Origin of the sequence: Pseudomaricurvus alcaniphilus, assembly GCF_011440395.1 — a bacterium.
Classification (GTDB): domain Bacteria; phylum Pseudomonadota; class Gammaproteobacteria; order Pseudomonadales; family Cellvibrionaceae; genus Pseudomaricurvus; species Pseudomaricurvus alcaniphilus.
Window position 1 is genome coordinate 337546 of record NZ_JAAOIX010000003.1, and the last position, 23261, is coordinate 360806.

Annotated in this window: 16 protein-coding genes; all 16 read left to right on the plus strand. The window is 49.3% G+C overall.

Annotation, left to right across the window (positions count from 1 at the left end):
- The first annotated feature begins 80 nt into the window (after window positions 1–80).
- On the plus strand, window positions 81–1628 hold the full coding sequence (locus G8764_RS09845; RefSeq protein WP_166164449.1) for a carbon-nitrogen hydrolase family protein: 1548 nt from the start codon (window positions 81–83) through the stop codon (window positions 1626–1628).
- Window positions 1629–1971: 343 nt separating this feature from the next.
- Entirely contained in the window at window positions 1972–2349 is a 378-nt protein-coding gene (locus G8764_RS09850; protein ID WP_166164450.1) for a DVU3141 family protein, read from the plus strand.
- Between the two features lie 154 nt (window positions 2350–2503).
- Window positions 2504–4195 carry a polysaccharide biosynthesis/export family protein gene (locus tag G8764_RS09855; RefSeq protein WP_166164451.1) on the plus strand — a complete coding sequence of 564 codons (1692 nt, stop codon included), beginning with the start codon at window positions 2504–2506 and terminating at the stop codon, window positions 4193–4195.
- Window positions 4196–4215: 20 nt separating this feature from the next.
- On the plus strand, window positions 4216–5010 hold the full coding sequence (locus G8764_RS09860) for an ABC transporter permease (RefSeq protein ID WP_166164452.1): 795 nt from the start codon (window positions 4216–4218) through the stop codon (window positions 5008–5010).
- The gene (locus G8764_RS09865; protein ID WP_166164453.1) at window positions 5007–5789 is read left to right on the plus strand and encodes an ATP-binding cassette domain-containing protein; all 783 of its coding nucleotides are present in this window, start codon (window positions 5007–5009) and stop codon (window positions 5787–5789) included. Before G8764_RS09860 ends, G8764_RS09865 begins: the two co-directional genes overlap by 4 nt.
- Window positions 5790–6917, plus strand: coding sequence for a KpsE/RkpR family capsule polysaccharide export protein (locus G8764_RS09870; RefSeq protein ID WP_166164454.1), 1128 nt, complete (start codon window positions 5790–5792; stop codon window positions 6915–6917).
- Window positions 6918–6991: 74 nt separating this feature from the next.
- A complete protein-coding gene (locus tag G8764_RS09875) occupies window positions 6992–11704 on the plus strand; it encodes a glycosyltransferase (protein WP_166164455.1) in 4713 nt (1570 codons plus the stop codon).
- 54 nt (window positions 11705–11758) lie between these two features.
- Entirely contained in the window at window positions 11759–12754 is a 996-nt protein-coding gene (locus tag G8764_RS09880) for a sulfotransferase family protein (protein WP_166164456.1), read from the plus strand.
- A gap of 56 nt (window positions 12755–12810) precedes the next feature.
- A complete protein-coding gene (locus tag G8764_RS09885; protein ID WP_166164457.1) occupies window positions 12811–13845 on the plus strand; it encodes a hypothetical protein in 1035 nt (344 codons plus the stop codon).
- Between the two features lie 47 nt (window positions 13846–13892).
- Window positions 13893–14621, plus strand: a complete 729-nt coding sequence (locus G8764_RS09890; RefSeq protein ID WP_166164458.1) for a hypothetical protein — start codon at window positions 13893–13895, stop codon at window positions 14619–14621.
- Window positions 14608–15684 carry a GSCFA domain-containing protein gene (locus tag G8764_RS09895; protein WP_166164459.1) on the plus strand — a complete coding sequence of 359 codons (1077 nt, stop codon included), beginning with the start codon at window positions 14608–14610 and terminating at the stop codon, window positions 15682–15684. The genes G8764_RS09890 and G8764_RS09895 overlap by 14 nt, the downstream gene beginning before the upstream one ends.
- 208 nt (window positions 15685–15892) lie before the next feature.
- Complete coding sequence (locus G8764_RS09900; protein ID WP_166164460.1) at window positions 15893–16936, plus strand: hypothetical protein; 1044 nt, start codon at window positions 15893–15895, stop codon at window positions 16934–16936.
- A gap of 72 nt (window positions 16937–17008) precedes the next feature.
- On the plus strand, window positions 17009–18790 hold the full coding sequence (locus G8764_RS09905) for a glycosyltransferase family 2 protein (protein WP_166164461.1): 1782 nt from the start codon (window positions 17009–17011) through the stop codon (window positions 18788–18790).
- Window positions 18777–20048, plus strand: a complete 1272-nt coding sequence (locus G8764_RS09910; RefSeq protein WP_166164462.1) for a glycosyltransferase family 4 protein — start codon at window positions 18777–18779, stop codon at window positions 20046–20048. The genes G8764_RS09905 and G8764_RS09910 overlap by 14 nt, the downstream gene beginning before the upstream one ends.
- A gap of 21 nt (window positions 20049–20069) precedes the next feature.
- Window positions 20070–21212, plus strand: a complete 1143-nt coding sequence (locus tag G8764_RS09915; protein ID WP_166164463.1) for a polysaccharide pyruvyl transferase family protein — start codon at window positions 20070–20072, stop codon at window positions 21210–21212.
- Window positions 21213–21263: 51 nt separating this feature from the next.
- The gene (locus G8764_RS09920; protein WP_166164464.1) at window positions 21264–22967 is read left to right on the plus strand and encodes a hypothetical protein; all 1704 of its coding nucleotides are present in this window, start codon (window positions 21264–21266) and stop codon (window positions 22965–22967) included.
- Window positions 22968–23261: the final 294 nt, after the last annotated feature.

A 23261-nucleotide genomic window follows, 5' to 3' on the forward strand; every position in this document is an offset into this window, starting at 1 on the left:
GGGATGACAAAAAACAGCGTTTCTAGACGAGTACTAGTTAGTTTTTATTGTTCCTTAATCATTGGTTATTGGGGTTTGGCATGAGTTTGGATGTTGATACACAGAGCGACGTAAAACTGAGCGTAAGAAACCTCAGGTTGGAAGACTTCGACGAAGTCAAAGCCATTATGGACCGGGTGTATGAGTCACTGGGGGGCGCCTGGCCGAAGAAAAAATATGTCTCGATGCTGAAGACCTTCAAAGAGGGGCAGATCTGTATCGCCGACAGCGACAAGGTGATCGCCTGTGCCTTCTCGGTGGTGGTGGACTACGACAAGTTTGGCGATGACCACACTTACGATGAAATCACCGGTGACGCCTATTTGACCACCCACGACCCAAATGGCGATGTGCTCTATGGCGTCGATGTGTTTGTCGACCCGGATTACCGCAATCTGCGTCTCGGTCGGCGCCTGTACGAGGCGCGCAAGGAACTGTGCCAGAGCCTGAATCTGCGCGCCATTATTGCCGGCGGGCGCATTCCCAACTACAAGGAATACGGCCACCAGATGTCGCCGCAGAAGTACATCGAGGCGGTCAAGCGCAAGGAAATCTACGATCCCATTCTGACCTTCCAGTTGTCCAACGACTTTGAAGTGAAACGGGTGCTGCGAGCCTATTTGCCGGAAGACAAGGAGTCGGGCGGTTTTGCCACCCTGCTGGAGTGGGTCAACCTCTATTACGAGCCGAAAAAGCCCAAGCTGTTCGGCGCCAAAAAGGAAACCGCTCGTATTGGTTGCGTGCAGTGGCAGATGCGGGAGATGGCCAGTGTCGAGGAGTTGCTGCAACAGGCCGAGTATTTTATCGACGCCCTGTCCGACTACCGCAGCGATGTGGCCCTGTTCCCGGAGTTTTTCAACGCACCGCTAATGGGGCTCAGCAGCGACGCATCGTCGATTGAGGCCATACGCCACCTGGCTTCCTATACCGAACAGATCGTTTCGGAAATGTCGAAGCTGGCTGTCAGCTACAACATTAACGTGATTGCCGGTTCCATGCCCATTATCGAGCAGGAGCAACTCTATAACGTCGCTTTCTTGTGTCGCCGCGATGGCACCGTGGACACCCAGTACAAACTGCACCCCACGCCCCATGAAAAACGTGACTGGCTGATGGCCGGAGGCGATGCCCTGAGGATGTTCGATACTGACTTTGGCCGCATTGGTATCCTTATCTGCTACGACGTGGAGTTCCCCGAGCTGGGCCGGATCCTTGGTGAGAAAGAAGTGCAGATCCTGTTTGTACCCTTCTGGACCGACACCAAAAACGGTTATCTGCGGGTGCGTCGCTGTGCCCAGGCGCGGGCCATCGAGAACGAATGCTACGTGGCCATTGCCGGCAGCATCGGCAACCTGCCCAAGGTGGATAACGTCGATATCCAGTACGGTCAGACCGCGGTGTTCTCACCCTCGGATTTCGCCTTTCCCCACGACGCCATTATGGCGGAGACCACGCCCAACACCGAGATGACCCTGATCGTCGACGTTGACCTGGAGAAATTGCAAACCCTGCAGAATGAAGGCTCGGTGCGTAACTTCCTCGACAAGCGACGGGATTTGTACCGTATCGACTGGCTGGGTGAGGAGTGAGCGGCTTTTAAACGCTTGCTGCGCCGCCAGCCAGAGCCTGGTGGCGCAGCTTTACTCGTGGCAGTGCACATGCTCCTCCGTACACACCTTCCCGGTAAAAGTGTGACCTCGGTCACGATCCTCTCCAGACCATCGTCCCCAGTTGTCGCCGAAATCCCGCAATTACCATCTCAGGTGGATATGGCATGGTCATTGCGTTAATATCACGCCCCGTTATTGAGCGCCCCGGTGGTGGGCCGACCTGGTTTTCGCCTGTCAGGCGTACAGAAAGTGTCACAAGTAACGGGTTGCTATGGCGGGTTAATGGAGAGAGGCGTCAATTAAGATGCGTAAGACCGGTTTTATGAACCTTAAACTGTCAATTTTGGCGTTGACTGCGATCTCGGTCGCACTAAATGGGTGCGCCACCTGGGATGAAGGCACCACAGGTTTGCACAACAATGTTGCAACCAGTGCTCCGGCACTGCCGCCCGACCTCGGTCAATTTTTTGGCGCTATGCCCGCCGGTTCCGTCGCGGCCTTTGATTCGACTCCCTGGGGTAACCAGGTAGAACTGCAATTGGCCGAGACCTATTACGCCGCCAGCGGGCGAGAATGCCGCACGGTGCATCTGCATTTTAAAAAAATGTCACCTGATTCAACCGATCGTGCCGAACTTGCCTGTAAAGTCGATGCCGGCCAGTGGCAACCCGTGCGCGCCGTGACGCAACTGTTAAAGTGACAGGCAGCAAGGTGGCTATTTAATTAGCTGACTCTGAATAACAGGCTTATAAATTACAGGCTTTCAGTATTCGTATCTAAAGCGCATTGAGCCCTCTGCCTGCCCTGTGGGCATCGAGCCAGACAATATTCCCGTGATTGAGACAAACACTTAAATGTTCAACTTAAATTGCAAAACAGCCTTGTTGCTGTCCGCGCTACTGTTGTTGCCCCTGGTTGGCAATGCCATTGGTCTCGACAGCGGTGGCATCCTGCCCACTGAGCAGAGAGCTGCCGCCATTCCCGAGATGGTGGATGAGCCCGAGCGGGTCAACTGGACTTCTGCCCAGTACGGCACCCTGGCCGCACCTGCCGCAGACACTGGCCTGAAGCCGTTTGGTCACGCCCTGTTCAACGGCGGTTTCAGCGGTGTGCGCGGCGATGGCCTCAACCAGAACTACCGACTGGTGCCCGGCGACATGGTGACCCTGCGCATCTGGGGCGCGGTGGAAGTCGAACGCGAGCTGCCGGTGGATGCCCAGGGCAATATCTTTATTCCGTCTATTGGCCCGGTGCGAGTGCAGGGCCTGACCAACGGCCAGTTAAATGACCAGGTGACCAAGGCGGTGCGCTCGGTCTACCCGGACAATGTGCGGGTCTATACCAACCTGCAAGGGGTGCAGCCGGTGGCGGTGTTTGTCACCGGTTATGTTAAGAATCCTGGTCACTACGCCGGTACGCCCAACGATTCCATGCTCTATTTTCTCGGCCAGGCCGGCGGTATAGATGACCAGCTCGGCAGTTATCGCAAGATTAAGGTGTTGCGTGGCAAGCAGACCATCGCCAGGGCCGACCTCTACAGCTTCCTACTTTCCGGCTCCATTCCGCAATTGCAGTTCCAGGACGGCGATACCCTGGTGGTAGAGGCCCGTGCCGCCAGCATCGTGGTCAGCGGTGATGTAGAGCGGGAATACCGCTATGAACTGCCGGGCGCTTCGGTGCTGGGCCAGGAGTTGCTGGGCCTGGCCCGGCTGCAGGCGGACGCATCTCATGTGTTGGTCCGCGGTGTGCGTGACAACGGCCCCATCTCGGTCTACCTGTCACTGCAGGAGTTTGCCACCCAGCAACTGCGCCACGGTGACGAGGTGCTGTTCAGTGCCGATCAGCGCGATGAAACCATCGTCGTGCAACTGGAGGGCAGTTTCTATGGTCCCTCACGCTACGCCTTGCCAAAAGACGCGCGCTTGCATGAATTTCTCGACTCCATTGCGGTGCCGGAAGGTTTGACTGCGGTCAACAGTGTCTCCTTGCGCCGCTTGTCGGTTGCGGCCCGGCAGAAGGAATCGCTGGTGGAAAACCTGCGTCGGCTGGAAACCACCTACCTGGGGGCTTCCTCGTCCAGCGCCGAAGAGGCGAGCATCCGCATAAAAGAAGCTGAACTCATCAAGGAGTTTGTGCGCAAGGCCGAGCAGGTCGAGCCCACCGGCCGCATGGTGGTGTCCTACCGCGACCGCATCGCCGATATCCGCCTCCAGGACGGCGACGTCATCACCCTGCCGGAGATCAGTGATTCCCTCTTGATCAGCGGCGAAGTGATGGTGCCGCGAGCAGTGGTCTATACCCGCAAGCTGGACGCACTGGACTATATCGCCAGTGCCGGTGGCTTTAGCCAGCGCGCCGATAAAGATCGTATCCTGGTGGTGCGCCAGAACGGTGAAATTCGCGATGCCGACGACGTCAAACTGCGCCCCGGCGACGAGATCCTGGTGCTGCCGAAGGCGCCCACCAAGAACATCCAGCTGGCCACCAGCATCAGCCAGATTCTCTACCAGATTGCCGTGGCTACCAAAGTCGCGATCGATCTCTAGTGACACCGGGCCGGTAGACGATGACGCTCAGCACCAGGACACCCTGGCAGGTTACCCGTTCGGTTTGGCACGCGATGTTTCTGCGCGAGGTGGTCGCCAGGACCATGGCCGACCGTATGGCCTGGTTCTGGATGCTGGTTGAGCCTATCGCCATGATCGCAGTGATGGTGGCCATACGAGCTTTTGTTATGGGAAGGGCGCGGCATATCAATGGCGCCGATTTCATTCCGTGGTTGTTGCTAGGGTTGTTCGGGTTCTTTCTATTTCGGGAAAATATGATGCGCTCCATCGGCGCTCCCGAGGCCAACAAAGGGCTGTTTGCCTATCGCCAGGTAAAGCCCATCGACACAGTGTTAGTCCGCTGTTACCTGGAGGGTTTGTTAAAAACCTTTATCTTTTTAATGTTCGTTCTGGCCGGGTTGCTATTGAACGTGGATTTGACCCCGGACTATGCGCTGCAGGCCCTGTTTGCCTGGTTGTCCCTCTGGAGTTTGGGGCTCGGCGCCGGCTTGGTGTTTTCCGCGTTGGCAGGCCTGGCGCCGGAATTTGGTCGCATTGTTAAAATTGCTACCTTGCCGCTGCTGATTATCTCCGGAGTGATATTTCCGCTGAATTTTTTGCCTGAGAGTTTACTCTACTATTTGATGTTGAACCCGATTGCGCACGGACTGGAATTGTTCCGGGCCAGTTTCTATGCTGAATATCGAGTGGTGCCGGGCACCAGCCTCCTGTATTTATGGTGGTGGACTCTCGGTTCGATTGCGCTCGGCCTGATGTTACACCTGCGTTTTGAAATGAGGTTGAAGCGCCAGTGATTCGCATCGAAAACCTCAGTAAGCGCTACCATAAACAGCACGGCAGTGACTGGGTCTTGAAGGACATCAATTTGGAAATTCCCGCCAATGTCAGCGTCGGCCTGATCGGTCGCAATGGTGCCGGCAAATCCACCTTGTTGCGTTTGATCGGTGGCATGGACGCGCCGGATCGTGGCCACATTCATCGCGACTGCCGGGTTTCCTGGCCCATCGGCCTGGGGGGCGGCTTCCAGGGCTCCATGACCGGGCGCCAGAATGTTCGTTTTGTGGCCCGTATCCACGGTAGTGGCGAGGATATGCACGATACCATTCGCCGGGTTGAAGAGTTTGCGGAAATTGGTCGCGCGTTTGATGACCCGGTGCGCACCTATTCATCGGGAATGCGCGCCCGACTGGCGTTCGGTTTGTCGCTGGCGTTTGATTTCGATGTGTACCTGTCCGATGAGGCCACCGCAGTGGGTGACAGATTGTTCAAGGCGAAGGCGCAAAAGGCGTTTCAGGATCGCATCGGCAGGGCGAGTATTATCATGGTCTCCCACCAGGAAAAGATTTTGCGGGATTTGTGCCAGGCCGGTGTATTGCTGGAAGGTGGCAAGGCGACCTGGTACGACGATATCGCCGATGCCATCGCCGCGTATCACCTTGAGCCCACAGAGAGGCAGAAGGATAAGCGCGCGGCACAACAGCAAGCTCTGCAGCAGCGAGCGGCAACCATTGCGGCCAGAAAAGCGGCCAGAGAGGCGGCCGCCCTGCGGCGGCGCCCGAGAGAAGAGAAGTAGATGAGTAAAGTATTTTTACCCCCGGCGCTGGTCGAGAGAACAAGGTCGTTTGCACTGCGCTACCCGCATTGGGCCGCATGTATAGTGGCCACTTTCATGGCCCTGGTCTACTGGTCACTGTGGGCGTCGGATCGGTATATATCCGAGACCAATGTGGTACTGGAGAGCCCACAAATCGCCGCACCGACCATGAGTTTCGAGTCGCTGTTTAGCGGCAATACCGGCAATGCCGGGGATATGCTGCTGCTGCGCGACTATATGCTGTCGGTGGATATGCTGCGTAAAATCGACAGCCAACTGGATTTTCGCGGCCACTTCAGCGGCAAGGGTATCGATTTCCTGTCCTCGCTTGGTGACCGCGATGCGCCCATGGAAGACCTGCATGAATACTATCTCAAGCGGGTTGCGGTAGAGTTGGACGACTACGCTCAGGTGCTGCGCGTCAAAGTAGCCGCCTTCGACCCCGCAATGGCTCATCGCATAGCAGAGGTGCTGTTGCAGGAAGGTGAGGCACACATGAACTCTATGGGCCAGCGACTGGCAGAAGAGCAGGTCAGCTTTCTGGAAAAGCAGGTAGAAAAGTTGGGCCATAAGCTGGACTCGGCCCGCGCCGAACTGCTCGACTACCAGAACGAACACGGCCTGGTATCGCCTACTGGCACCGTGGAAACCATCAGTGCCGTGGTGGCAAGCCTGGAAGGGCAGTTGGCCACTACCCGGGCCAAGCGCTCGGCTATGCTAAGCTACCTGAGCCCTCGCTCGGCGGAAATACTGCGTGCCGAAAGCGAAATCGAGGCCCTGCAGCAACAGATTGGCATAGAGCAGGCGCGCATGGCCCAGCAATCCGGCGGCGCCCTGAACACAGTTTCATCTGAATATCAAAAACTGGATATGCAGATGAAATTTGCCCTGGAGAGCTACGCCGCCGCGCTGGCCGCCCTGCAAAACACCCGCATCGAAGCGGCCAGGAAACTGAAGCAGGTTTCCGTGTTGCAGAGCCCCACCGTGCCGGAATACGCCGTGGAGCCCCAGCGCCTGTACAATATTACCGTATTTACCATCATCACGTTTTTTCTGGGTTTGATCTTGCAGATGCTGGTGATGATTGTGAAGGATCATAGGGATTGATCCGAAATAGTGCGAACTATTCATAAGGCCCACGCCAAGGCCACCGATAACTTACTACGAGCTGCATTTAAATTATGATGAAAGCCAACGCTGAAACACTCTCAGACGAACCCCTGGTATCCAACAATCAAGTTGAGGGGGAAAAGCCAACCGATGAAGCAGAACACTATAAGGTGCAAGGCTACCTCGAAGGTATCACAGCAAATTCTATTAATGGATGGGCCTGGATTCCTGGGCTGCCAGATGAGCATGTAGAGATAGAATTGACTCTTGATGGCAAGGTTATTAAGAGTGTTATGGCGAATCAGTATAGAGAAGATTTGGCTGCAGCTGGTCTGGGGCACGGAGATTACGGATTTAGCCTGAAGTCTGAGAAGGCTATTGACTGGAATAAAGTTAGGCTTGAAATAAAGGGTTTTGAAGGTCAGCTGATAGGCGGTAGTGCAAGTGAGATTGCAGAAAAAGTAAAAACAGTTGTAAAAGCCAAAGAGCCGATGGTCCACCTGACGTATTTTCCGGATTACTCCATTACTAATCCATATCAGAAAAGGTTAGTCGGATCGTTGCCGGGAAACTGGCAGCATTCCCCGGGTAAAATCGATGACGCTATTGACAAAATTCGCAACAACATTGATGGCGATGGTCATGTTTTTCATCTTCATTGGCTGAACCCTGTTTTCAGCAATGCGCCGAGCGTTTGGGCTGCAGAAAGGCAGAAAGACGAATTTATTGGTAAGTTAAAAGAATTTACTGCGCTGGGTGGTACTGTCATCTGGACGATACACAATGTTCTTTCACACGACAGACGATATGAAGATGTCGAAAGAAGTCTATCTCAATCTGTTGCCGATATCGCCGCAAAAGTTCACGTGCATTCTCAGCTCGTAATAGAAGAAATAAAGAACGAATACAGCATAAGTGCCGACAAAGTTATAGTTTTACCGCACCCGAATTATATTGATGTATATCAAAACTATATTACGCCCAAAGTGGCCAGAGATTATTTTAAAATACCTGATGATACTATAGTTTTCTCATTTATCGGTCAGTTGCGCCCTTATAAAGGGTTGCGAGAGTTAATCGAAGCATTTCGAAAGCTCAAAAGAGAATTCAGCAATATCCATTTGTTGATCTCTGGAAAGCCAGTGCATCCTTACAATTCTGAAAGTATTCGTCAGTTAACCAGTGGCGTGGATGATTGTACAGTGGTGTCTGACTTTATTCCTGACGATCAATTGCAGCTGCACTTTAATGCCACTGATTTTGTGGTCTTGCCCTATCTTAATGTATTGACTTCAGGCTCCGTTCTGAATGCATTGTCTTTTTCAAGGCCTGTTATCGCGCCTTGTATGGGTGTGCTGCCAGAAACTATTGTTAATGGTAAGAATGGTTGGCTTTATGACCCTGAAGACAATGACGCGTTATACAACACAATGCGCGCGTGTCTGAGCAAAGAGATACTGGAGCAGAGGGAGACGTTATTTCAAAACGCGAAAGCTAGCGTAGAGCATCTAACCTGGAAGGATTTTAGCCGGAATCTGGCATCTGCTGTTTCCGAGAAGATGGAGCCGGATTGGACGGAGTTGGAGGTCGCCGGATCTACCAGGAAAGTAAAAGTTACTCGCAGCAGTCACGATCGAGAATGCAAGCGTGATGCGGCAATTATCATACTCAACTATGGACACTACGACGATGTCCAGCGTTTAGTGAGCAGTATTGAGACTGGCACAAATAAAAGCTTTGAGCTTTTTCTGGTTGATAATGACTCACCCAATCTTAGCTACTCCGATTTTGTATCTTTTACATCGAAACTTGCTTGTCCTATCACCTATGTACGAGTTGACCATAATGGCGGATATGCGCTAGGTAATAATGTCGGGATAAGTATTGCGCTCCAACAACAGTTTGATTTTATCTGGGTTTTGAACCCGGATATCGTCATGGAAAAGCAGGCTCTGGATATATTGGTCGAAACAGCCGTTGATAACCCGGAGTGTAAAGTTTTTGGTTCGGCGATTTATGTGGGAGGTGTCGATAACAAAGTTTGGTCAGCAGGTGGTCGATTGAACTTTAAAAATGGATTGGATGCTGGCCATTTGTATGGGGGAATGGATAAGAATACGCTCCCGTCGACGCCATATGCAGCAGATTACGTGACAGGCGCCAGCTTATTTTGTCGACCAGAAATATTTTCAAAGGTCGGATTGATTCCCGAGGACTATTTTCTTTACTTTGAAGAAACGGACTGGTGCCAACGAGTACGTGCTTCCGGTGAAGAGATTCTGGTGGAGCCGCGATCCGAACTTTATCACTTTAAGCGCTCGGAAAGCGGCGGTTTACCGTCTCATTATTACTTCTATTACTTTATAAGGAATGCAATTCGGTTTACTAATCAGCATGAACCCGCGGCTCTTGAGATTACGAAAGCTGCATTGAAAAATAATTTTATAACACCTTGGTTGGAAAGGATTGCGAAACGAGCACCCAATAAGCTGGAGGTTTATCAGAAAATATCTGCTGCAGCGCTTGTAGATGCTAGTGATGGTGTGTCGGGCTCGCGGGAGCTATCTGATCTTTTCGCCCCTGAAGACGCCGTAGTACCCTCAACGAGTGCCATGGGTTTTATAGATGCTATTAATAACGGCACGGTCATTGGTTGGGCATACGACGCTTTGAACCCGGAAAAGCACCTGGATTTGGCGGTTTTATTGGACGGTCAGTTCGTTGGCTTTGTTAAGGCTGAACAATACCGCGAGGATCTCGAAGCAGCGGGTTATAAAAATGGTAATTGCGCTTTTCGGTTTAAATTACCCAACCAGATTGATGACGGCGAGCGGCATGTCGTTGAAGTAAGAATGGTTAATGGGGGCTCGATAGCCAAGAGGGTTCTGATTTCTCAGGTTGGCTCCGATTATAAAGGCCGTATGGACGGTGTTTCTGGTTATATGATAAGGGGTTGGTTCTTCAATAAGGCAAACGTGAATGAGCGCCCGGTAGTAGAGGTTGTTTTTGATAACAAGGGCTCTGTTTTAGGGCGAGCAGATTCGTTTAGGGCGGACCTTTTGAAGGCAGGTATTGGTAATGGGAAGCACGGATTCGAAATTCGGCTACCTGCTGAGCTGCTCGACGGCCAGGAGCATGAGTTCAAGCTGAAATTGCCGGGGGACAATAGGGTGCTTGCGCAGCGAAAAATAAAAGCGCTAAACCCGGTTTCAAAGCTCCCGGTGAGCAGTCTTAAAACACAGCTATCCTGGTTGTCCAGGCACAGGGAGTTTGCCTATGACAACGATGAAAGTTTGGAGCTATTAAAATACTTTTGTCAGACCGAGAAATCGTTTGTTGGGCTTGCGCGAAAAATTAAAAGTGAGAAGTTGGTGTCAGTGGTAATGCCAGCTTTTAATCGAGAAACGACCATCGAGGTGTCAATTCGGTCTGTTTTAGAGCAAACCTACGAAAATTTTGAGCTGATTATCGTGGATGATGGTTCGACTGACCAGACGGTTTCGGTAGTGCGGGACTTGGTTGAAGAGCTGGGTGAGTCGCGGATAAAGCTAGTAGTATCGGAAAAGAATGCAGGAGTATCCGCTGCCAGGAACAGAGCTTTGGCCGAAGCCAAGGGTGATTTCATTGCATACCTGGACTCCGACAATACCTGGAAGGCTGATTATCTAAAGGTTATGGTGACGGCTCTATACTTGAGTCCAGAAACCGACAGTGCATACTGCGGGCAAACTGTCTTTCAAGTATTACAAACGCCTGAAGGTCCAGTTGATAATCCAGTCATGATTAGAACAGGACCATTCAGTCTCTCGTTGATGGAAAATAGAAATTATATTGATTTGAATTGTTTTATTCATCGACGGGCCGCATATGAAAAATTAGGCGGCTTCAATGAAAGTATGCGGAGATTGGTTGATTGGGAATTGATATGGCGGTATAGCTATATTAAATCTCCAAAATTTGTTCCGGTTTTGCTTAGTGATTATTTTATGGCTAAGGCAGAAAATCAAATTACCCACCTGGAAAGTTACGAAAGAAATTTTCAGGAAATTCAACGAATTTTTAATGAGGAGAGGCCGCTGCTTGATAAGCATGTGTTCTCTTCAACCTGCCCTGAGTTTGATCTCGATCTGATTATGTTGGCGGATGAGTCAGAAGGTTCATATCTTTTTGACAGTATTACCAGTGCACTACTCGCATTGAATAATAAATCAGGGCGCCTGACAGTCATGGTTCCGGATGGTAGTTCCATTGAAAAAAGTTTACGAATGGCCTTTGGTAGTCAAGATCAATTAGCTATTCGATCTTATGAAGACTCACTGCTTGCAGTTGAATTGGATGCTTTTCTTCAAAAGTGTAAAGGTGATTGTGTGCTTATGAGTGGCACCGCGCGAATTGAGTCCAATACACTGGCGCACTTAAAATATGTGTCGGACATCACTCCATCAAATGGAATGATACTAACGAGAAGGTTAAAAAAGTTAAATGGTCAAGGTTTGGCGAAACTATCACCCTACGCTTCTTGTGTGCTTTCCTATGATCAGGTTGTTACAAGCTCAGTGACTAATAAAGTGCCGTCGCTCTATGTAAACCACATCTATGAGTCGCAGGCGTCGACTTTATTTTGTTCGTTTCTGAGTGCTGAATCACTTAAAAAAATCTCATTGGAGGAATGCCTGGATACTGATCGCGATGGAGTTTATGGGTTTTTGCGTTCTCAATTTCAGTTCATGCATGAATTACCATGTTATCAAGCAGCTCGTGCAGTGGCTTATGATATAGATTGAGCGATCTCTTGACGCTAGGTTGAATTGAAGTTTTCTATATATGGAGTGACGGCAGTGTTTATTGTTAATTTGGGCTGGGGAAAGTGCGGTACGACTTTACTGGATAGATATGTTAGAACAAATCAACTGTTAAATTACCCAGGAGAAAAGAAAGAGCTTAATTTCTTTCGGGGAAATGCTGGGCTCAATATGAAAAACTATAGGGGTATGTTTTCGCAATCGAGGATTAACCCTTCCTCTTATTTTGAGTCAAGTCCATCGTATTTGACTGGTGGTAACCATCTACATAAACGAAAAATATTATCTCGGATAAAGAGTTTTTTTGGTGATAATTTAAAAATTATTATTTGTGTGAGGCATCCTGTATATAGGGCATTTTCACATTATATCCATGATATACAGGTCTTCTCTAGATTCGGCGCATACAAGTATTCGCCTAATAATTTGCAGCGTAATCAGCTTTTTAACAATGTTTACGCTAATAGCTTTCCGGAGGCGATATCTCTGCAGTCAAATGTAAATGTTTCGTATTACGAAGACCTTATGCTTTGTCTTGAGGTGTTTGGAGAAGATAGTATTGATGTTTTTTGCTTGGAAAGGGATGCGTCGAGCGTAGAGCAATATTTTTCAGGTTTAGCTGACAGGTATGGTTTTTTGTTGCCGGAACAGCTAAAAGATGTGGGTAAAGTTCTTGAGGGGGGGCGTCTGCCCACCTATTTCTATTCTGCTGATTGTGATCATATTATTTCCTGTAACAACAAGGAAATGCTCGTAAAGAAGGGCGAGATGGCGGTTGTGACAGGTAAAAATAGCATAGTTTATAGTGAGGTAACGCCCTCAGAGTTTTCACGAGTTATGAAGTCCACTGAAAAGTGGACAAGTAGTCTAAGCGAGTTGGAGTTTTCGGAGATTCATGACAAATACTTTGAGGAAGATTTTGATAGGTCGCTAAAGGTATTTGATTTGTTAGGTACCAATTTGACTGAGTTCTACTCAAGTTTTAGGTTTTCCTCGAAACAAGTTAAGCTTCATGAGTATACTCTGATTTAGTTGATGCATTGTATCGTGATTTTGAAAGCCTATTTTAGAGTAGAGTGAGTTGTTCTATGGAAAAATCTAAGAAGTTAATTTTACATATCGGCTTCCCCAAAACTGGTTCCACAGCAATTCAAAGTGCGCTTGCAAAAGTCGAAGAAGATCTGAGCAAGAATGGAGTCACTTATGCTGGGTTTCCCGAAGAGGCTAAGAAGAACAAGATAACGAGTGGAAATGGTGTCGAGTTAGTGCAGCTGGCTACAGTTGCACGCCGCCCGGCCAGCTTTGATGAAGAGAAGTTCATTAAGAGTTTTGTCGATAGGTATTTTAAAAATAACAATACGGCCATTATTTCTAGCGAGCTTTTAGGAAACCTGAATAAAATGCAAATTCAGGAGTTGAAAAAATTTTTCGATAGTAAGGATTTGCACGTCATTCCTGTTGGGTGTGTAAGGAATATTTACGATCATACTTATTCTTTATACATGCAATCTGTAAAGCGGCATGGCGATAAACGTGCATTTTCGGAGTTTCATGAAGGTTTTTTTTCCCCTCAAATCAGAGCTATCAACGAATGGGGAAGTGTTTTTGATAATTTAAAGTTGATTAGTTATGACGCTGTAAAAGAAAATCTCTTTTTTGAGTTTTTGGCATTGTTAGAAGTTGATGGGTTAGTGGAGAGTATTAATTATGAGGCTCATAGGAAGAAGATAAACAGGAGTCTAACAATTGATGAAACGTTTATATTGACTTATTTGAACAAGCTCCATGATGGCGTTTTTTCACAGCGAATTTCTGATTCGCTTCTATATCGACATCCAGAGAAGCAATATTCCTTTCCTGTCGACCCTTCAGCGCTAGTGGATATGATAAAAAAGTACACTGAATTGCTGAATGATATTAATTTCAAGTATCAGCTAGGTGGCGATTTGAAAATACTGGATCTAATGAAGTTACCTTCTTATGATATTTCTCGGGAAGTTACCAGCATATCTCAAGATGTATTGGATGTATTTGAGGTTCTGGTGCAACTGTGTTTGGATCAGAGACAAGAAATTGTTCGTCTGAAAAGTTTGAAAGTCAAGCCTAAAGTAAAGAGTGATTAATCGCGAAGACACTTGGTTATAAATAATTATTCGGAATGGAGGGGCAGATGAAAAGTAAGGCGCTTGTTGTTGGGCATAGCCATGTAAACTGTATTCAAAAGGCGGTTAATTTAAGTTCATCAAAAGATTTTGAAGTATTAAATATACGCCAACTTCAAAAAGCAAAGGTATTGAATAAGAGCTCGGATGGACTAGTTGACAGGACATTATTAAGAAACCCTAGTCCTGACGTTATTTGCATAAGTCTTAGCGGTAATGAACACAATATTCTTGGTCTTGTTGAAGATCCCAATCCATTTAGTGTTGGTGATTTTGATTTAGGTTCTGTTCCCCATGATAGCTCTAGGTGGCTTATCCCTAGAAATATAATGCTGGAGGTTTTTACCGATAAATTAACGATATTTTTTAATCAGGCTAAGTCTTTGTGTAATTCCTTTCCTGATGCAAAAAAAATGTACTTGAATCCACCTCCTCCAATTTCTGATTGGATGCATATAACACGACACCCGAAGTTTTTTAAGGAGGTTATAGGGCGCGGGCCCGCTCCAGATGATTTAAAGTTGGAGCTTTATAAGATTCAAACAGATGTACTTAAATCATTTGCAAGTGACTTGGGGGCCCATTTCGTCGATGCACCTCCTGCGGCTATAGATGATCGAGGGTTTCTTCGGAGTGAATTTTATAACGATGACCCAACACATGGAAATATTGAATACGGGAAGTTAGTCGTTAAATTAATTGAAGAGATTTTGGAGAAAAGTGATGCATCCCTATAAGAACTTGCCCGATTACCAATTTTGGAAAAAGGAGCCTGGTGTCGGTGATGGAAAACTTTTAGATCCGGTTGGACCGAAGCCACCATTTTTGATATCGGAAGACAATAAAATCGTTACGGCTGGTAGTTGCTTTGCTCAACATGTTGCAAAGTTCTTATCTGGCTCTGGTTTTCTTCATTATATATCCGAAAGGCCACACCCTGTCATTCCTAACCATATAGCAATGCGCAACAACTACGGAAAGTTTTCAGCACGGTACGGAAACGTTTACACAACACGCCAATTGAAGCAACTTATTTACAGGGCGTTCGGCCATTTTGTACCTGTTGCACAAGCATGGAGATCTAAATTTGATCACAATGCTTTTATCGATCCATTTAGACCTCAAATTCAACCCAATGGATTTGTGAGTGAAGCGGAACTGTTAAGTGATCAACAACAGCACTTGTCATATGTGAGAGATGCATTTGAGAATATGGATGTTTTTGTATTTACTTTGGGGTTGACAGAGGCTTGGGAGGATGTGAGTGATGGAGCTATATACCCAATTGCGCCTGGCATAGCCGGTGGTGATTATGATCCGGGAAAAGTGGTTTTTCGTAATTTTGATGTGAGTGAAACCTACGAAGATCTCCGACAATCTATTGAGTTTCTGCGAACTATAAATCCTTCGCTTCGAATTATTCTGACGGTTTCTCCAGTTCCGCTGAATGCGACGTATGAAAATCGTCATGTATTACTCTCAACCACTTGGTCAAAATCAGTGCTACGTATTGCTGCAGAACAAGCGACTTGTAATTTTGATGATTGCGTATACTTTCCATCCTATGAAATTATCACAAGTCCACATGTAAGAGGAAAATATTTTGCAGAAGACTGTCGAGAAGTAACCCCAGAAGGTGTAAAGCATGTGATGAGCTTGTTTTTAAAACACTATACTGCAAGTAATGGAGCGTTAAATCCAGTTCGAAATATGGAAGAAAATAGAGCAGAAAAGCATTCCACAAAAATGCAGAAAATCGTAGATTTGCTTTGTGATGAAGAGCTTATTGATAACGAATAACTTTGAATTCATCAGTATAATTTGATTTTAAAGTTGCCATTTAGTGCTCCCTAGGTTTATTAAAAAAATTTTATACTGCTAAATTGCCAACTTGAGAATGTATGAGCTCAACACTCAAAGTCTGTAATATTGCCGATATGTGGACGGGCAAGGGCTAGATTAATACTGCTTGCGGTGTTTGGGACAATTAATTAGTACGGATCAAATTATGTCAACAGAAAATTCTGATTTCACTTTTTATATTCATGTAGGCTCGGGAAAAGCCGGTAGCACCTCTATCCAGACGCGGTTGAATCAGTCGTCCGCCCTGTTGGAAAAAAGCCGTTTAAAATATATTGGTTTGATGTTTGAAAACGTCGATAAACCCAAATACGGCTGGCAGAAAAGCTACGGTTGGCCGGATTTCCTCAACGTCAGGAACAATGAAGACGGCATTGGCCAACTGCTGACTGTTATAGACAGTGAACTTTCGAAGTTGAAAGCTGCAGGCTATAGGGGAGCGGTGTGGTCGAACGAGTCCCTGTTTCCGTTCCAGGACGTGATCGAGCCGGTGATTGAGCTGGCGCGCAAGATGCAGGTTAAGGTCGTTATTATCGGTTATGTGCGCAATCACTTTTCCTGGGCAGTGTCGGCTTACAAACAATGGGGCATCAAGCACAAAACCTACAGTGGCCCGGTCAAGAGTTTTAAGCAGTGGGTGTCTGAGAGAAACCTGGAATTTATGCCTAACGTCAGGCGCTGGCGACGATTGGCTAAAGGCAATTTTTACCTGCGTAACTTCGATGCCTGCGGAGATGTAGTGGAAGACTTTTTTGGACTGATCGGGCTGGAATACCAGCCGTCCAGCGAGAACTTTCAAAACTCCTCTCCCAATGAAGTAGCCATGGCCCTGTGGGCGATTTACAACAGCCAAATAAAAGGCGAAGTGTTGCCGGCGGAGCTGGAGCCATTACTGGAAAAATCCGGCGTACTGCGGCAAGAGTTTCAAAGCGTCAACTATTCAGCGTTACTGCCCAGCGAAGGTGATCTCGATACCATCAAAAGCCAGTGCAACAATGACCTGAATGAACTGAACCAGTTATTCGGAGAGATGGGCCAGGCGCCGTTGCAATTCAAATCGTCAGTTAAAAAGACCGCTGTTACCAATGAAGATTTGGTTGCCGCGCTGCTGTTGATGATTCAGCGCCTGAATAAGGAGGTAACTGTCTTGCGGCGCCGGGTTAACAAGCTCTCCAGGGACGACCGGCAATAGGTGCCGGGGTGAACGGATAAGATACCTGTTTCACCTGCCTCGGCTACACATTATTTTGCAGTGACAACGCTTATGAAGAGAATTGTTAGAAAGTTTACCTCTGCGGGTAAAAGCAAAGGCTCGTTGCGAGCGACAGTCGATACCCTTTATGAATCCGGCGATACTGCGGTTTTATGGGGCTGGATATTGGTACAGGGCAGTCCTGCGGAACCTTCAGCTTCGCTCACAGATGTGGAAGGTAACCCGATTGACGTGCGCTTTGTCTGGGTGCATCGGCCAGATGTAGAGGCCGCGCTGAAACCGCAAGCCGACAGCGCTTACTGTTCAGGTTTTATCGCCATTGCTGAAAGCCGCTCAAACCGCCTGGGCAAGCTGCATGTGGGCTCGGAATCCGTGGATATCAGCCAGCAGGCCTTTGTTATGGTGGACTCTATGGCGGCCATTATCGGATCCGTACCTGCGGCCAGTAGAGCCCGGGTGACGGAGGCATTGGAATACCTTGATGCCGATGATCCACAGGACGATGCGAATGAAGAAGTAAGCGAAGTATTCAGTGTTTGTGTGGATACAGTAGCGACCATCGTCGATAAGTACGTGTATCTCAATGGCTGGATTGCCGATCCCGGCTCTGATATTGATTTGATTCAGGTAAAGCTCGACGACCAGGTGCTGGATATCACTAACCAGTTAATTCGCTACCCGCGCCACGACCTGCGGGATATGGCCGCTGCCAAGGGTATGACCCACACGGAAATGGGATTTTTTTGTGTGGTGCCCTGTGCCGGGCCGGTGCGCACAGGCAGTTTCAGTTATGGCCGCAGACAGCATAAAAGCAGTCTCAAGAAACTGCCCCTGAAGTTTGGCTCCCTGCCGGCGGATGAGGTCAAGGCAACCCGCTTTTTATTGGCCCCGCTCAACGTCTACAGCGAATCCTTTGCTACCCGGGCAGCACCGTTACTGGCCCAGGTGTTCGAAGCGATTTGGGAGCCGCGCCTGCAGAGCAGGCCAACCGGTGAGGTGCAGCAGTACGGCAAGCGGCCGGAGTCGCCAAAGACATCGGTGATTATTCCCATCTATGGGCGCTACGATTTTATCCAGCACCAGTTATTGCATTTTTCCAGCGACAAGGATTTTGCCAATACCGAAATCATCTACGTGCTGGATGATCCGTCCAAAGCGCGAGAGTTCTTTATTGCCTGCAACGGTGCCTTCCAAACCTTTGGCCAGGCTTTTACCACTGTTTACTGTGGCCGCAACCTGGGCTACGCCGGCGCCAATAATCTCGGTGTGGAGCAGGCCCGTGGCGAGTTCGTACTGTTGTTGAACTCGGACATTATTCCGCGGGAAAAGGGCTGGCTTTCGAAAATGCTGGCCAAGTTTACCACCCTCGACGCGGTGGGGATCCTGGGCGGTAAGCTGGTCTATGAAGACAATTCCATCCAGCATATGGGTATGCGCTTCCAGGAAGACAGCTTTTACCCCGGTGTCTGGATGAACTATCACCCCTATAAAGGCTTTCCCGAGAGTTTGGCACCGGCGTTTACCAGCCAGGAGGTGGAGTCGGTTACCGGGGCTTGCATGCTTATGAAAACCGAGGTGTATCGTCAGGTCGGAGGGTTTGATACTCATTACCTGCTCGGTGATTTTGAGGATTCTGACCTGTGTATGAAAGTGCGCCAACAAGGCCTGAAGATATACGCCGACGGTGAAAACTGCCTCTATCACCTGGAGCGCCAGTCGCAGAACCTGGTGGACGCGGGCGACTGGAAGTTCAAATTGACCTTGATGAACGGTATGCGGCAAAAGAAAAAGTGGGACCAGCAAATTAAGGATTTGAAGAATGAGCTTAACTGATAAGAGAATCCTGATTGTCTCCCACGGCCACCCGGACTTTAACAAGGGCGGGGCGGAACTGGCGGCCTACAATATGTACCAGGCATTGCGCCGGCAGGGGGTAGACGCCTGGTTCCTGGCTCGTACGGATTTGATGCCCCACGGCGGCGCGGCCTTTTCCACCCGCGGCGATGAGCGGGAAATATTGTTCCACACCACTATGGACGACTTTTTCCTGTTCTCTAATATCAATACTCGCCACCTGTGGGCCGATTTCAGGGAGCTGTTGCAGCGTATCCAGCCAGATGTGGTGCATTTTCATCACTACATTCACTTTGGTATCGAAGCCCTCAAGATCGTCAAGACCACGCTGCCAGCCAGCCGCCTGGTGTTGACCCTGCACGAATACCTGGCCATTTGCCGCAACGGCGGGCAGATGATCACTACCGATACCAAGCCCAAACTCTGTTACGGCGCCAGCACCACCGATTGCCATCGCTGTTTTCCCAAGCATTCGCCGGCGGATTTTTATTTGCGCGAGCGATACCTGAAAGCGTTCTTTGGGCTGGTGGATGCGTTTGTATCGCCGTCACAGTTTCTCAAGCAGCGCTATGTGGATTGGGGTATACCGGCGGATGCGATTACCGTGATCGAGAACGGCCAACCGCCGGTCAGTAAGCCGGCGTTCCGCTACCCGGTGGCGACTGAGGGCAAGGTGCACTTGGCGTATTTTGGCCAGATCAACCCCTTCAAGGGCTTGCACGTGCTGTTCTCCGCGCTGGATTTCCTGCCGAAGAAATTGCGTAAAAAGCTGCATATCGATGTGCACGGTGCGAATCTGGAGTCGCAGGAATCCAGCTACCAGAAGGAGTTGATGACTCTGTTTAAAAAGAACAAGGACATCATCGACTTTCACGGCCGCTACGAAGCCAGGGAGCTGTTCGACATCATGAAAGACGTGGATTGGGTGGTGATGACCTCGATCTGGTGGGAAAATTCACCGATGGTGATTCAGGAGGCCTTCAACTACGGTCGCCCGCTGCTGGTCAGTGATATCGGCGGCATGGCGGAAAAAGTTGAGGATGGCCGCACCGGCTTGCACTTCCGCGCGGGCAAGCCGGCGTCGCTGGCCCACGCCCTGGAAAAGATCATCAACAACCCGACCCTGCGCGATGAATTCGCGGCTAATATTACCCCGCCCCTGAGTATTGACGACTGCTTGCAGCGGCACCTGCCACTCTATGAGCAGCGTCCGGCAAGCGCGGAAGTCATTGTTTAACGAAAATTTGAGGTTTATCAATTGGATTCCACGCAAGTAGCAGAGAAAAATGTTTTTGTGGTCGGCAGTGTTGGCCGGGTGGATGGTTGGCCATTTATGGCGACCAATGAAGCATTCAAGAAAACCGGCAATACCGGTAACCTGGCTTTTTTTACCGCGGTCCAGCGTCATTTGGAAAGCTACACTAACATCGACTTTCACAGCCGTGTCGGGGCCAGTGGTGATGTGGCGGTAATTCCCTGCGCCAATCATATCGGTGAGCACGCTGGCAATCGCGCCCGCTATGAGTTTTGCAATGACTTTCCCGGGTCGGTTGTGGCCATCGGCCTGGGGGCGCAGATGGCACTGGGTGGCAAGGCGCCAAAATTGTCCAACGATACGTTGGCATTTATGGAAGCGCTGGCCAGCAAGAGTGCCACTGGCGCCGCCAATATCGCCGTGCGAGGCGAATCCACCCGTCAGGTATTCGAAAAGTACGGTCTGGAAAAGTCAGTCACTGTATTAGGCTGCCCGTCGCTGTTTCTGAACCCGCGCCGGGATCTGGGGCGTTACATCCAGGGGCGGATCAATCCGGAGCCGAAAAAAATTGCTATCGCTGCCGGGTCACCCAATCCCCAGGGCAAGTACGGTACCACTGAGAAGAAGTTGGTGCGTTTGCTGGAGAAGCACAGTGGCCAGTACATCGTGCAGCACCCCATCAATTCTATCAAGCTGGCGCGCGGTGAAGCCGGTCAAGTGCCGGAACCTTTTATTGAAAAGTATCGCGATGCCATCAAGCCGGCCATGCCGCTGAATCGCTTTACCCGCTGGTTTGAGCGCCGCTCCAGGGCCTTTTTCGATATCGACAGTTGGATCGATTTTCTCAGTGGTTATGATCTGCTGGTGGGCACCCGTATCCACGGCTGCATGATGGCGATTCAGGCCGGCAAGCCTGCTTTGTGCCTGGTGCACGACAGTCGCACCAAGGAAATGTGCCAGACCATGAAAATTCCGTTCCTCGAGATTGGCAAGGATGACCTGAGCTGCCTGGACAACGGCGATTTTGGCTTTCTGGCGGAATACGACTGGGCCGGGTTCGATGCCAACAGGGAGGCGATCAGAGCTCGCTACATTGAGTTTCTGCAAACAAATCAAGTGCCTGCATCTCCTTACCTGGCGTCTTGAGCGCTTGTTTCTTGTGGGGTGATGACCGGTTTTTCAAGTTAAGAGTTTGTTATGACCAACAGCCCTGTCGGCCAGCCCGTCATTGTTTGCACCGGCTTTCATCGCAGCGCCACCTCCGCTGTCGCCCGTTACTTGAACCGTGCCGGATTAAATATGGGCAACCACCTGATGGGGGCCGATATTTCCAATCCGGGTGGTCATTTTGAAGATTGGCCAGTGGTGAAGCTGCACGATGCAGCATTGCTGGAGTCTGGTGCCGACTGGCAATACCAGGGGAACGAGGCTCTGTTGGCATTGCCAACAGACTCAATCGCTGGTTATGTGGCCGTTCGCGACCAGGGTGAGAAAGCCTGGGGATTTAAAGACCCCAGGACGATGCTTTATCTCGATAGTTGGGATAAGGCTCTCGGTTCAAGAGGGCGCTACCTTTTTGTAATCAGGCACTGGGCCGAGTGTATCGAGTCACTGTTGCAGCGACATAGTCGGCCACTGGCTTACAATGAATTTTCCCGGCGTAGCTGTCGCTTGCACGCCGCATTTTGGTCTCAGCCGGACCTGGCCGCCAGGATGTGGCTGGCCTATAACCGCAAATTGTTAGAATTTTTAGAGCGACAACACAGTAACAGAATGGTCCTGACTCACAGAGCTGTTCTGGCAAAGCATCCCTTGATAGCCAGCGTGAATGAAAAGTTTAATATGGCGCTGGACGCTACGGTTGATTCGCCTGTCAATACCAAATTGGTCACCGCCAGTGTTGCCGATTCTATCCATGACTCCCTGTCCGAGTCGTTGCGTGTTCAGCTGGATGCCATTTGGCAGCAATTGTTAGAGTATGCTGACTTTCAGGCGGAAGACGAAAATGTTCGCTACTACAAACAAGGGAAAAGTGATCAGCTGCTTTTAAAACAAGTGCAGGGGTTTATTCCTGAAGCCATCGATAACAAAAGTACAGCAGCTACCACCGCCGTGGGATCCATTGAGGATGATTTCGTTAATCGATTGGCCAGTGCTATTGGCGAGGATGTTTTCGCGCAGTTGTTAAAATGGGCAACCAGAAAGGGGCTTCGAGCCGATCGTGAACTTGGTTCACACCTTGTCAATCATGTTGATACACACTTGCCGTTGGTCTCAAAATCCTGCCAGGCGCTAGCGGATTATCTGTACTTCTCGGACCTGCACAGCCTGGCACTGGAGAGCTATAAACACGCAGTTTTGATCAACAAACCCAATGGCCAATTGTACGCATCCATTGGTAAATGTTATTTGAAATTGAAAGATATAAAACTCGCCCAATGCTTTTTCGACAAGGCCATTCAGTTTAACCCAAAGAATGCCATGTTTTATTGTCACAAGGCGTTGTTGCTTGATGAGTTGGGTCAGCGGGAAGAGTCCGTGGTGCTCTATCAGCAGGCGCTTGCACTGGCGCCAACTGACAAGCGTATTGTCAAGGTCGTGGCAGCTGCGCTGGAACAAATGGGCAATATCGAAGGGGCATTGGCGGCAATGGCCCCCATAGCCGAACGCAAGGAAGCAGATGTTCAAAAATTATACGTAAAGTTGCTGTTGGCCAGTGATGTAGAGGCAGGCAAGAAAGCTTATTTTTCCATGGTTAGCACGGCTCTCAAAAGCGTCAATCAGGCTCAATTTTTGGCGCCTGTGTTTGCGTTTGTGGGATCTGCGGCTGCGGAGCAGGATCTGTTGTCCCGAATTGAAAAGCACTGGCGAGCGCTGGAAAAAGAGCAAAAGCAGGATTAGATTCAGGGTTTGGAGCGGGGTGGGTGCCACAGGCTTGTAGTAGCGCTGATTTAGCCTGCCTGAGATTTTCAAAGTTAATTTAATTCTCGAGGTGTACAGTCAGATCGGTTTCGACCATTTGACGTCATTAACATTTTATTCCTTGGCTGGCCGCATATTTTGACCTGATACCTCGGTTTTTTATTGCATTCCTGTGACGAGCATCTAAAAGACCTAATCCTATATTCCACATCAATCTTTTTCTATTCGCTTAAATCGTGATTTACTCTAACGGTTTAATGGTGTCTCCTCGAA